Below are 12,183 nucleotides of genomic sequence, written 5' to 3' on the forward strand. Positions count from 1 at the left end.
AAATATTAACCGCTAAGTACAAAAAATGGGGGGATCGGTAACATTAAAGCCCATATCAGATAAATGGTTGGTATAAAAATATTGATGTTTTTTGTTAAATCCGTGTAGTGGGAATGGATTTTTATGAAACAAATCAGAAAGCAATCGGAGATATATTCTGAGCAGTATTGGAACCTGCGGGTTATTCCTAATAAAAGGAAAGGATGGATGAATTATGGACAAAAAAGAGAATTCAATACTCTTAGAAACAGGTACAAACGAGTTGCAAGTTTTGGAGTTTGTTATTGCCGGGAATCATTTCGGCATTAACGTGGCGAAAGTAAGAGAACTGGTACGATATCAGGAAGTTCAGAGAATTCCCCATTCCCAGCCCAGTGTCGAGGGAATCGTATGGTCAAGGGATGAAATATTTACTGTTGTGGATCTTGCAAAATTCATGGATTTCCCTGCTTCGGAAGATCCTTCGCGTGACATATTGATTATTACAGACTTCAACCAGATGAGTGTAGCCTTCCATGTTCACAAGGTAGATAGCATTCGCCGGATTTCCTGGGAAACGGTTGAAAAGCCCAGTCCTGCTATCTATGGGGACAGAGAAGGAATTGTCACCGGCATCGCAAAACTGAGCGACCGGATCATTGCGCTGATTGATTTTGAAAAAATTATGTATGAAATTACCCCCAGCTCCAGTGTAGGGGCACATGCTGATGAGGCTGAGGAAAACCCAGGGCATAGCAATAGTTTAAAACCCATCCTGATTGCGGAGGATTCTCCGATGCTGAATAAGATGATTACTGATGTGCTGCATAAGGCAGGATATCAAAACATCATCAAGACCTCCAACGGTCAAGAGGCATGGGATTACCTCCAGGGCGTTAAAGACAAACCGGGTTCCGTAGCCTGTGTGATCACCGATATTGAGATGCCTCGCATGGATGGACATCATTTGACGAAACGCATCAAAGAGGATCGTGACCTGTCCAAAATTCCCGTGGTCATTTTCTCCTCCCTGATCACGGATGTAACGATGTTGAAGGGCAAAGAAGTGGGGGCCGATGCCCAACTATCCAAGCCGGAGATCGGACAATTGGTCCAAACGATCAACCGGATTATTTCAGTAATGAAAAAGCGAGGAGAAATTGAATCATTATGTTGAAATTAAAAATTCGTCGCTTACAGATGAGAGGAAAGCTATCCTTACTTATAGGCGCTTCGTTGATCATAACTGTTCTGCTGCTTTCTGCAATATCGTATATCAATCTGGACAGGGCTTATACCAGACTGGTCAATGCAAGCCACCAAAGATATGATATGAACATAAAAATCGCCGTTGAAAATCTCGTCAGCATGCTGGAGGCAAACTACCAGCGCTACGAAAACGGCGAAATTACCGAGCAGGAAGCGAGAAAAAACGCCGAGATTATCGTACGCGATACCCGTTATAACGGTGGCAGCGGCTATTTCTGGGCCGACACGTCCACTGGCTTATGCGCCGTGCATATGAATCCCGAATACGAAGGCGCCGAGCGTTATAACGAGCAGGATCAGAAGGGTAATTTTTTTATCCGCGGACTGATTGCCGCAGGTTCTAAGTCCGGCGGCGGCTTCACCGATTTCTATTTCACCAAGCCAGGTAAGCAAGGAGTATTCCCCAAACGTGCCTATACGCTGAAGTTCGAGCCCTACGACTGGTATATCAGTACCGGAAACTACATAGACGATATTAATCAGGCAGTTGCAGAGCAGGAGCGGCAAAAAGTAAACGCACAAGTCCTTCTGCTATCCTCCAGTTTAACAATCACGGTTTTGGTTATTTTGTTTTTTTTCTTTAGTCTGAAACGTCTGACAGGGCCATTAGTGGGAGTTGCTAAGCGCCTCCAGCTTCTTTCAGAAGGCGATGTCCATACACCGCCGGTGCCGGTAGTTCAGACTCAGGACGAACTGCAAATCCTGACACAGGCTACGGAAACCTTGATACTCAGTATTCGGGAAATTGTCGGTGATCTTACGACTCATCTGAAAAATATGGCGCAGGGGGATATGACAACTCCTATCACACAGCAATATGTTGGCGATTTCGTTCCAATCCAAGAATCCGTTCGGGAGATTTACACCTCTTTAAACCAGGTTTTATCGACCATACATGAATCGGCAGGCATGGTGAATGTAGGCGCAGTCCAGGTAGCGGGTGCCGTTCAATCGTTTGCAACCGGAGCTACGGAGCAGGCTAGCGCCGTCGAGGAACTTGCCGCATCCATTTCCACCGTGTCCGATCAGGTGCACCATATTGCGGGCAGTGTCAGACAGGCGGCTGGAGATGTGGCAAAAACAGCGCACGAAGCAAAAGACGGATATGAAAAAATGAAGCGACTGCTTTCGTCCATGGGACAGATTAAAAACAGTTCCGAGCAAATCAGCGGAATTACCCAAACCATCCAAAGTATTGCACAGCAGACGAACCTTTTGGCACTTAACGCGGCCATTGAAGCGGCACGAGTCGGCGCTGAGGGCAGAGGCTTTGCCGTTGTTGCGGGTGAAGTCCGTAATTTGGCAGGACAATCTGCGGAAGCTGCAAAAAGAACTGCTCTTCTCATTGAAAATTCCATCCATGAGGTGGCCGAAGGCCTACAGATCGCACTGGAGACAGGGAGTGCATCTGAAAATGCATCCAGGGAAGCTCTGGAGCTTCAAAAAGTCATAGAAGGCATTGACAAAGCCTCACAAGAGCAGGCCGTTGCCATAGAACAAATCACGAAAGGTATGGAGCAGATATCGGCTGTTGTGCAAACCAATGCCGCAACGGCGGAAGAAGGCTCCGCGGCCAGCGAAGAGCTTTCCGCTCAAGCAGCGACACTTGACAATGAGATATCCAGATTCAAAATTAGGACTTGTGCCAATGAAGCGGTGCTGAAGCCTTCTCATGACTTGATTCGTTTGGAATCGGGAGAAAGGTATTATGCGGCTGAGAATTAGACGAGAACCTTTTTTGGAAGCAAGAAGCTTATACCGTAGTTTTTAAGCCGGAGTTCACTGTCTATTTCCACACCCTTTTAAACTTGAAGGCTTCTTGTGCATATCCCCAGACTGAAACGGGAGACATAATCATCTGATAGCATAGCAGGAATAGAAAAAAGCCGGACCAATTTTTCCTAACTCTCAAATTTAGGTTCCTGAACACATGTTTTTGATATATATATAAAATGGAATAGCTAAGGAGCGTGAGCGGGAGCACCAGCAGAGTAGCAGGCCCCACGATCCAGAAGATACCGAAGAAAGATAAAATAAGCCCAGGCAGCCAAAAGAAAGTGTAGGCTAAATCAAGGTAGGGCATTATCAGATTAATACCAGTTAAATATTTAGTATAAATCTGTGGTTGTTGCCAAGGTTTGGTTATTTTAAGTGCTTCAATCATTCCACGGGCCCACCGAGATCGTTGCCTTGCAAACACATGAACTGTATTAGGAACGTTGGTAAAAGCAACAGCTAGCGGCTCAAAATAGGTCTTCCAGTTATGCCTCAGGAGGTTCCAGGTTAGCACAATATCTTCCCCTATAGCATCCGGCCACCCGCCGATTTCCCGAACACATTCCGTCTTATATACGCTGTAGGCGCCCTGAGCTACCAGCGTCCCTTGATAAAGTCCCTGTAACCTTTTGATGGAAGCAATGCTAAGAAAGTAATCCCATTCCTGTATCTTTGTGATGATGTTTTCACGGCTGTTACGTACCAGCACCGAACCAGCAACGGCACAGACCTCCTTAGGCGAGCTTTCTATCCGTGCAACCAGGTATCTCACTGCGGATGAATGCAGCAGCGTGTCTGCATCCAATGTGATTATAAGATCGGTAAAAACATGTTTTAGTCCTGTATTTAAGGCATTGTATTTTCCGGGTTTTTCCTCCTGAATTACAGTGATATCCAATGCCAGCTTTTCTCCTGCTTTTAAAGCAACAAAGGAAGTGTCATCCCTGGAGCCATTATCAATGACAAACACTTTGATTTTGCCGGTATAATCCTGCTTGGCAATGTATGCTAAGGTATTTTCGATATTTTCAGCTTCGTTTCTGGCGGCGATAAGAATCGTGATATCCTTTGATGGGTATTCGTTCTTAAAAGGCGGCTGTTTGTCAAAAATCAGGCTGACCACCAAAAAGGCGTTCATATAACCAGGGATATAAGCAATGCCGATGATAATAAGCAGCGATATAGGCAAAGTAACAATTTTCGATAGATCAATCAACCAGGGAATGGAAACATAAATCGAAAAACATATCCATAGAAGAGAAAAAAAGTGACTAAGCGCAAACTTCATTATAACCGGGATATATCGTGTATCCTGCTTTTTAGTCTGTATATTTGTCTGTAAAGATACTTTAAAATTATCTTCAAGTTTCACATCTCTTTATTCCCCTTCATTTTCAATAAGACACAAACAACTTTACTATAGTGGTTATATAAAAATCATTTGCTGTTCTTGCACCCAATCGATGTTTTTTTGTTTCCAATATTGTCTGATCGGCAGATCATAAGAGCCTAGCTCACATAAAAAAGAAAACGGGGGCATTTACGTTTAAATGACCCGTCTTCTTTTCTAAAGTAAACAGTGTCTTAAGAGCAAAAAAAGCTCCATTTAAAACAAGAGCATCTCGGCCTGCCATTTTTATGTTAAACTAAAATAAGTATTCTTATTTGCAGATATATAAAACACGATGTTGTGAGATTAGGGAAACGGCGATCACCCATGAAAAATTATATTGGCGGGAAAAACGGAATACGCTTTTACTATTAGCGAACATCTGCATGATGTTATTATATTTTCTGGCTGTAGTTCCATGGATGATCCCGCTAGAACATCGGACAAGCCTAGGGGAGCATTAGGCCTGTGTAAAAGAAAACTACGTAAAGAAGGATAATAAATGCATACAGATATCTCAATTAGAATGGCAACAGAAGCAGACGCAAAAGAAATCCTGGAAATTTACGCCCCTTATATTACAGATACCGCCGTCACTTTTGAATATAGTATACCATCCGTTGCAGAATTTTCACAGCGAATTAGGGATACTTTGCAAATGTATCCCTATATAGTTGCCCTTGAAGACGACCGTATTGTCGGCTATGCGTATGCGTCGGCGTTCAAGAAACGCGCGGCATACAATTGGGCGGTCGAAACCACCGTGTATTTAAAACAGGATTGCAGGGGACGGGGTTTGGGCAAAAAGCTATATTTCGCTTTGGAAGAAATTTTAAAACGCCAGAATATTATTAACTTGAATGCCTGCATTGCATACACGCTCGATGAGGACGCACATCTGGACAATACAAGTACAATTTTTCATGAGCATTTAGGATACACGAAGGTAGCACATTTCACGAAATGCGGCTATAAATTCGGCGCCTGGTATGATATGATTTGGATGGAAAAAATGCTTGGGGAGCATCCGAGCAATCCTGATCCGGTTATCCCAATAACAGAATTACAAGTATTATGAGCGTAACTTTAAGTTCGAAATCAACTGGGGTTATTCATATAACTCTCTCTGTATTCACAATAAAAATTATTACTCAAGCCGAGAGCCAAAAAGGTTTTCGGCTTGACTTATATAGAAGCATGATATAGCGCCACAAAAAGGAATCTAAAATTACCGTAACACACTTAGACGAATACTCGAAGCCCAATTTTTAATAGCTTCTCCAATGGGCTTTATTTGTGCTTAATTTTAGTCGGTAGATTCATAAAAGGCAAAAAACCATGGAGAGAAGATTCCGTGGTTTATACTTTTAAGATATGTTATTAAGGATTATAGGATATACCGAAATTTTAAGTCGTCCTTTTACGGAACATGGTGACGTTAGGGGGATGCTTTAGGGATACAGAGCTTTATTTTGAAGATTCTCTTTTCCTGATCTGCCTCTATGAATATCAGGCCACCCAAGCCTTCAATTGTCTCCTTTATGATTCGTAACCCAAAACCGTGAAAATCCTTGCTTTCTTTTGTGGTTTCCAGTTCACCGTCCTTCCATAATAATTCGTTAAATGAGTTGGAAACCTCAATGGTTGCCCAATCCGGGTTGCCGCTGCTCGTGATTTCAATGAACGGTTCTGGACCGGATACCTTATTGCAGGCTTCTATGGCATTGTTAATTACGTTTGAAAAAATACGGACAATATCCAGATCCGTTATTGAAATATTTTCAGGGAGATGTGCAACCGCCGAAAAACGTATGCTCTTTTCCTCGCAGGTGTTAGCTGCATCCTGCAAAATGGCGTCCAGTAAAACATTATTGGAATAGGCTTTATGAACAAGTACGTCTCGCTGCATGGTATCATGAATGTCGTCCAGCATTCGGGCGGCCTTCTCATACTCTTGACTGTACAACAAAGTTTTCATGGAAGTCATCATACTTTTGTAATCATGCCGAAATGCCCGATAGCTTTCCGTAAATTTGCGGTAGGATTGATAATGCCGCATTTGGCGGGAAAGCTGCTCCTGTAATTGACGGGTATGCAGCTCGTACTCAAGTAATTCTGAGACCTTAGTCGTGTGGTAAAGGACAAGTAGCCACAATTTACTTATGATGCAGGATATTAAGTATAAGGAAGAAAGCCAGGATTGCCTAATTTCATCATGGAAACGCCCGTCGTTAATAAGTGTGAGAAATACCAATTGGATGAACAGGTAAACGACTACAAATCTAAGCTGTTCCTTGTTATAAAGCAAGTGTCTGGCTGATGTATCCGGCACAATTACCTTACGGATAAACAGGCTGAACAGTATGGAAAGGAGAACCGCTAATGCGAATATCGTAATATAATAGGTTTCCTGTTGGAGAACATCTTTGATGCTGGTATGTAAAACGAAGGCATAAATCGAAAAAATAATTCCTCTGCTGCTGTATAAGGAAAACATGTAGAGGCTACCTGCATAAAGAATTTGCAGCCAGTTTCCATAAAATAGCAGGTGAAAGGCCAACATTATGGAGCCCATAATGAGGTAGACAGCGAACCGATGATCCAACAACAAATAGGATGGTATGGCAATACCGATATTAATGGCAACTGCAGCTAAATAAAAAAGCCAATGGCTTCTTTTAGGCGGAAACATCTTTTTGAAATAAAGAAGAACAAAGACATCATAAATAATCAGTGAAGCGAGCCCTAATAGCTGCATGATTTTTCTCCCCCTTGTCAGTAACCATGAATGCTGGCACGGCTGATATAGTCAGCGAACGCCTGCCTGACTTGTTTCATGTATGTGACACCAATCGGGATGTTTGCGCCCGTCTTCAGAAATAGGCTGTTCTGCTGAAACTTTGAAATGTAGGGCAGGTTCACAATATACGAACGGTGGATGCGGACAAAACCCTTACCCAGCAGTCGGGTTTGCAGCTCTTCCATTGTTGAATAGAAGTTGACGGTTTCCATTCCGTTGTAATGAACCGTTACGACCCGTTTCCAAATTTCAAAAAAAGAAATATTTTTGACCGGGATCACTTTTTGTATATTACCTGACTCACATATAAACATATCGGTTTCCTTTTTTTGAACCAATGCCACAGCCCGGAGAAATACCTGCTCAAATCTATCTGTAGAAGTTGCTGATTTCAGCAAATACTGGACAGGCGAAATATCATAAGCATCGTAAACATAGTCCTCACTTGTGGTCAAAAAAACAATTTCCGACTTGCATTCAAGTTCCCTGAGCTTCCTTGCGGTGTCCATTCCATTTAGCTTACCCATGAGGATATCCAGATAGATGATATCCGCTTGATGCGGTGAATCGGCCAAATGAAACAGCAATTCTTCTCCGCTGTTGAAAGAGGAAATTATAACTTCTATATTGTTTTTCTTCGCTATTTTTTCAATCAGCCAGGCATATTGGTTGAGAGTTTCCCGATTATCATCACATAGAAATACTGTCAACATAATTATTCACCATCCTTTCTTCCTGGTAGCACACTTTTCTCAGGCAACGACAGGGAACCCATTTCTGTTTTTCCTTAATCACTGTGCCTATCCTCTCTGTTCCACCTAGGAGTATAGTAGTATAAACACATTATACACTGCATTTTAATTATAGATATATATTGAATTGTTAATGTTAAACAAAACCATGAATCTTATATTAATAACCAAAAAGTATCATTGGCAACTAATAATCACCTTGCGAACGGCTTTCTTTGTGATGCTTTAAACAAAAATATGATAAAAGGAAGCCCCTTTATCGCCATGGAAGCCCTGGAACACATCCATGGCGTTGGTAAACTGTGGCAACCCGCCTTGCCACCTAGAACTGAAAAGGCAACCAGCACGGCCGTGGTAGCCTGGCTGGTTGCCTAATTCAGACCCATCAAACAAGAACTCTCAAAAACTGTCTTATGGGGCGGCGCGAATTTTAACCTTATTTTTACCGAATAATTAACACCGGGCAGGGAGCATGCCGGGAAACCCGGTTGCTTACGCTACCCATAATGTAGCCCTTAATTTCTCCCAAGCCACGGCTTCCCATAACAATCAGATCATAACCTTCCCTTTTTGCTTTTTCAAGAATTTCATCGGCGGGTTGACCTGTAACCGAGCAAGTATCCACTTCTATTCCTTTATCCGTGACGGAGGTTGCATACTGATCCAGCAGTTCCTGACCATGGCTTACCAATTCATCTAAAATGGACTGTTGGGCATGGCCTAATCGATCCACGGCGCTATTCACGTAGGGGGGTAGACTTGGAACTACATGGATCAAAGTGACCTTTGAACCGAGTTTCCGGGCTAATTCAATGGTGTGTGTTAAAGCCTTTTCAGCACGCTCAGAACCATCCAGGGGGACCAGTATTTTTTGGTACATTGCAAATCCTCCTTTTCGTTTTTTGCTCTATTTCTAGGTAAAAAACAAAATCCCTGCTATTATCTTGAAGGAATGCAAAATGTTTCCCTATCTTTCCCTGGAGGTTGCTCCAGAATGATTCATGGATCGACTGTTACTCTCCCATCGACCACCTCCATACTTTAATTTATTAAAGATTATGAACAGCATATTAAAATTAGTATGCTTTTTTATACGCCAATTTTTGTACATAGGGTAAAAACCAGGTAAAAACAATATTTAGTGTATTCTATTTCATTTGTATTTTGACAAGTTTAACCATTCTGTGTTATATTATTTTTATCAATGCGGAAGTGGCTCAGTGGTAGAGCATCGCCTTGCCAAGGCGAGGGTCGCGGGTTCGAATCCCGTCTTCCGCTCCATTTCTTTTAGGACGGGGTGAAACCCCCTGCTTTTTATTTATTTTTGATGGATCAATTTTAAAAGACCGGGCGGCATGCCGTCCGGTCTTTTCGTTTGTTGTCAGCAAAGTGGTGAATTAAGGCTAAAGGACAAGCCAGCTTGAGTTTAGGATGTTGCCGTAAAAATAAGCGCCGGCTTGCGTTTCGGTGGGGGGAGTTCCGTCTCGGGATAACCGATGATGAGAGGACACACCAACTTATATTTGGCAGGGATGTTGTACTTGCTTTTAAAAAGATCGGAATCACAAATGTGTTCGGCAAAACCCACCCAGCAGGTACCTAACCCGTACTCTCTGGAAGCAAGCATGATATTGCCGGCCGCCAGAGTGGAGTCGTAGACATACCAGTGGGATTCCGTATTGCCATAAATAATGAGTAAGCAGGGTGCATTATAAAATATGTTGAAACTGTCGTCCTTCAGCCAATTCTTATACTGCTGCATATAAGGATACTTTTCCATATTTGCCAGCCAATGGCTTTTCGCTTCGTCGGATATCCGCTTCATCTCTTGGAGATCGGTGATAACGACAAATCCCCAGGGCTGATTCCCTGAGCCGGTGGCTGCCTTGGTTCCCAGGGAAATTAATTCATCAATGACCTCCGGGGGAACCGCCTTAGCGGCAAACTTTCTTACACTGCGCCGTCCATTGATGCATTCCAGCACATTCATACTGGTCAACTCCTTTCTGTTTTTATCATCAATAATTAGGCGCCAAAGATTATTTTCCTTCCTTTTATTTCCTTATATTTGCTTGCCGCCGGCCAAAAGAATCTTTTTTTCTTTTTCTGCTGTTTCCGGCCTGGAAGTTAAAAAGACTCCGGTAATGATCATGCAGGCACTGAACAATTTAAACAAGCTGAAGTCTTCCCCAAGAATGAAAATAGAGAGAATGATGGTAAAAACCGGTACCAGATTGATAAAAATAGCGGTTTTCGGCGCTCCAATTTTTTGTATGGCCATTAACTGGAATAAATAGCCCAGTACCGAAGCGAATATGGACATATAGAGGATGGATAACCACCCCCCGGCGGTTGTATGAGGCAGGTAGCTCATGGGTTTTTCCCATAAGACAAAGGGAATGGAAACAATGGTGCATACCAGAAAAGTATAGGCAGTGACGGTCAGAGGGGAAAGCTGATGTTTCTGCATCACCCTCCTGCAAAGCAAACTGTAGAAGGCAAAGCACCACACCGCCACAAACATAACTATATCTCCCTTATTAAATTGCAAATGAGCCACTTCACGCCAATGTCCGTTGGTAACCGTTAGGAACACCCCCAGGAAGGAGAGCAAAATTCCTAAGACCCGGGAGGGAGAAAACTTTTCATGGAAAAGAAGGATGGCTAAAAGGGCCGTTACCATGGGATTGGTGGAACCAATGAGAGAGGAGTTGATGGCGGTAGTATACTGCAAGCTTAAGAAAAACAAGCTGTGATATAAAAAAGTCCCTTGTATACCTAAAAAGATCAACGACGGCCATTCTTTTTTTCTAGGTAACCAATTGTTTGGTTGTCGTATGTATAAAATGAGGAAGATAAAAGGCAGGGCAAAGAAAAAACGCCAAAAGGTTAAGGCAAAGGGGGGGAATTCCACTACCGCCATTTTTCCGGTTATAAATGCGCCGGACCAAAATAAAGCGGTTAAGACCATTAACAGATAAACACGATTAATAGACATGGGTTACCTCTCTTTTACTCCTAGATTCTTTAATTTATAGCTTTTATGTACAGCTTATTGTATCATAAGGAAAAGTAAAACAAAAATAGATAGTTTTTATGAGATTAATCGTTTTTAGTGATAGCAGGGGGGACGAAAGTGGAATTAAGACAGTTAAAGATCTTTCAGGTTGTAGCCAAAGAATGTAACTTTACCCGGGCGGCGGAGCTCCTCGGTTATGCACAATCCAATGTTACGGCACAGATCCGTTTGTTGGAAAACGAATTAGGAACCAAATTGTTTGAAAGGTTGGGGAAACGGGTCCATCTTACCCAAGAGGGGGAGAAACTGCTGTCTTATGCTCAGCAAATTTTAAATTTGTCTTTAGAGGCCAAGGAGGCGCTCTCAACATCGAAGGTTCCCCAGGGAACCATTACCATTGGTGTGGCGGAATCCTTATGTGTCTTCCGGCTGCCCAAATTATTTATAGAATACTGCAAACGATACCCTCAGGTGAAATTAATCCTTAAATTAGGAACTTCCTCCGATTTTCACCGCTGGCTTAGAGATAATACTGTGGATATCGCTTTTTTTCTTGATGCAAAAATTGAAGCACCGGATTTGGAAGTGGTTGCTTTTTTTCCGGAGCCCATGGCCATTGTTGGAAACACCGAACACCGTCTGGTGCCAAGGGGCTGTATTGAACCTAGGGATTTTCAAGATGAGTGCGTAATTCTTACGGAATGCGGCTGCAGTTACCGGGTGGCATTGGAAAAAATTCTTGACGAAGCCGGAATTCAACTCCACGCCACGCTGGAATTAGGCAGTGTGGAAGCCATTAAACAATTTGCGGCAGGGGGCATGGGCATTGCGCTGCTGCCTAAAGCTGTTGTGGAAACAGAATTGCAACAGCATAAGATTGCAGATTTGCACTGGGTTGGACCGGAATTCTCCATGTATACGCAGGTGATTTACAAAAAAGATAAATGGCTTTCCCCTACTCTATTATCCTTGCTGAATTTAATTAAAGAATATCTGGCTTCCCCGGAAGAGGATGCGGCTCTCACGGATAAGACAGGATAATGGGATGATGTAAGATGGATTCTCTGCAAGTGGACATATGGCGAAACACCCTGTAAAATCTATTGTAAAAGGTTTATCCTATTTCCCACCCGGCTTATTATAACTAAGTGGATTTATAAGTTGAGAGCAATAATTTTAAACTTTTTATCAGGTTTAT

Annotated in this window: 11 protein-coding genes and 1 tRNA gene; 6 read left to right on the top strand and 6 right to left on the bottom strand. The window is 42.7% G+C overall.

All coding sequences use genetic code 11. The features are described from left to right. Nucleotides 1–214 precede the first annotated feature (214 nt). Both DESRU_RS08100 and DESRU_RS08105 read left to right on the top strand, forming a co-directional pair. Complete coding sequence (locus tag DESRU_RS08100; RefSeq protein ID WP_013841624.1) at nucleotides 215–1,156, top strand: chemotaxis protein; 942 nt, start codon at nucleotides 215–217, stop codon at nucleotides 1,154–1,156. After that, nucleotides 1,150–2,973 carry a methyl-accepting chemotaxis protein gene (locus DESRU_RS08105; RefSeq protein ID WP_013841625.1) on the top strand — a complete coding sequence of 608 codons (1,824 nt, stop codon included), beginning with the start codon at nucleotides 1,150–1,152 and terminating at the stop codon, nucleotides 2,971–2,973. Before DESRU_RS08100 ends, DESRU_RS08105 begins: the two co-directional genes overlap by 7 nt. Nucleotides 2,974–3,034: 61 nt before the next feature. Here the strand turns inward: DESRU_RS08105 and DESRU_RS08110 are convergent, their stop codons facing one another. Continuing rightward, nucleotides 3,035–4,396, bottom strand: a complete 1,362-nt coding sequence (locus DESRU_RS08110; protein ID WP_013841626.1) for a glycosyltransferase family 2 protein — start codon at nucleotides 4,394–4,396, stop codon at nucleotides 3,035–3,037. A 520-nt stretch (nucleotides 4,397–4,916) separates the two neighbouring features. Between DESRU_RS08110 and DESRU_RS08115 the strand changes: the two genes are divergently transcribed. Beyond that, nucleotides 4,917–5,492, top strand: coding sequence for a GNAT family N-acetyltransferase (locus DESRU_RS08115; RefSeq protein ID WP_013841627.1), 576 nt, complete (start codon nucleotides 4,917–4,919; stop codon nucleotides 5,490–5,492). Between the two features lie 360 nt (nucleotides 5,493–5,852). Here the strand turns inward: DESRU_RS08115 and DESRU_RS08120 are convergent, their stop codons facing one another. Then, the gene (locus DESRU_RS08120; protein ID WP_013841628.1) at nucleotides 5,853–7,172 is read right to left on the bottom strand and encodes a sensor histidine kinase; all 1,320 of its coding nucleotides are present in this window, start codon (nucleotides 7,170–7,172) and stop codon (nucleotides 5,853–5,855) included. 17 nt (nucleotides 7,173–7,189) lie between these two features. After that, nucleotides 7,190–7,927: a LytR/AlgR family response regulator transcription factor gene (locus tag DESRU_RS08125; protein ID WP_013841629.1), complete on the bottom strand. Its 738-nt coding sequence runs from the start codon at nucleotides 7,925–7,927 to the stop codon at nucleotides 7,190–7,192. Between the two features lie 276 nt (nucleotides 7,928–8,203). Between DESRU_RS08125 and DESRU_RS20775 the strand changes: the two genes are divergently transcribed. Beyond that, nucleotides 8,204–8,341 carry a hypothetical protein gene (locus DESRU_RS20775; protein WP_187290624.1) on the top strand — a complete coding sequence of 46 codons (138 nt, stop codon included), beginning with the start codon at nucleotides 8,204–8,206 and terminating at the stop codon, nucleotides 8,339–8,341. A gap of 67 nt (nucleotides 8,342–8,408) precedes the next feature. On the opposite strand, the gene DESRU_RS08130 is transcribed toward DESRU_RS20775, so the two are convergent. After that, entirely contained in the window at nucleotides 8,409–8,846 is a 438-nt protein-coding gene (locus DESRU_RS08130; protein ID WP_013841630.1) for a universal stress protein, read from the bottom strand. A gap of 326 nt (nucleotides 8,847–9,172) precedes the next feature. On the opposite strand from DESRU_RS08130, the gene DESRU_RS08135 reads away from it, so the two are divergent. Further along, nucleotides 9,173–9,247 (top strand) — tRNA-Gly (locus tag DESRU_RS08135). A gap of 145 nt (nucleotides 9,248–9,392) precedes the next feature. Here DESRU_RS08135 and DESRU_RS08140 read toward each other — a convergent pair. Both DESRU_RS08140 and DESRU_RS08145 read right to left on the bottom strand, forming a co-directional pair. After that, a complete protein-coding gene (locus DESRU_RS08140; protein WP_013841631.1) occupies nucleotides 9,393–9,956 on the bottom strand; it encodes a nitroreductase family protein in 564 nt (187 codons plus the stop codon). A gap of 72 nt (nucleotides 9,957–10,028) precedes the next feature. After that, nucleotides 10,029–10,964, bottom strand: coding sequence for a DMT family transporter (locus DESRU_RS08145; protein WP_013841632.1), 936 nt, complete (start codon nucleotides 10,962–10,964; stop codon nucleotides 10,029–10,031). 138 nt (nucleotides 10,965–11,102) lie between these two features. Between DESRU_RS08145 and DESRU_RS08150 the strand changes: the two genes are divergently transcribed. Beyond that, on the top strand, nucleotides 11,103–12,026 hold the full coding sequence (locus DESRU_RS08150) for a LysR family transcriptional regulator (RefSeq protein ID WP_013841633.1): 924 nt from the start codon (nucleotides 11,103–11,105) through the stop codon (nucleotides 12,024–12,026). Nucleotides 12,027–12,183: the final 157 nt, after the last annotated feature.

This window comes from Desulforamulus ruminis DSM 2154 (assembly GCF_000215085.1).
GTDB lineage: Bacteria > Bacillota > Desulfotomaculia > Desulfotomaculales > Desulfotomaculaceae > Desulfotomaculum > Desulfotomaculum ruminis.